Source organism: Massilia sp. CT11-108 (genome assembly GCF_047302915.1).
GTDB classification, from domain to species: domain Bacteria; phylum Pseudomonadota; class Gammaproteobacteria; order Burkholderiales; family Burkholderiaceae_D; genus Telluria; species Telluria orientalis.
Genome location: NZ_JBKYMO010001437.1, coordinates 1 through 297 on the forward strand (window position 1 = coordinate 1; position 297 = coordinate 297).

Consider the following 297-nt stretch of genomic DNA (forward strand, 5'->3'; position numbering starts at 1 on the left):
GGCGGGCGTTTGCGGTACGGCCGCCGGGCTCGCTGCCGGCGAATCCGGTGCGACATAGCCCTCGCCACTGTCCAGTGCGCCCGCGGCCGCGGCGCCGGTCGCGACGGACGGTTTATCGGCCTGCTGGGGCAACGTGAGCACGACGTGGTCGAACGAGCCCGAATCGCGCATTTCCGCGAACATGGCGAGCGCCAGCGCGATGAGGACGGCGCCGCCGCCGGCCGCGACGGCCCAGCGTTGCCAGCGGTTCAGGTTCAGGATTCGGCGGGGGCGCCGTGCGCATGCAGTCTATTATAA

At 71.0% G+C, this 297-nt stretch carries 1 protein-coding gene; it reads right to left on the minus strand.

Features of this window, described 5'->3' with window-relative positions; all coding sequences use genetic code 11:
* On the minus strand, positions 1-183 hold a 183-nt coding region (locus ACEN88_RS35165), incomplete at its 3' end, for a hypothetical protein (protein ID WP_413347049.1).
* Positions 184-297 lie beyond the last annotated feature (114 nt).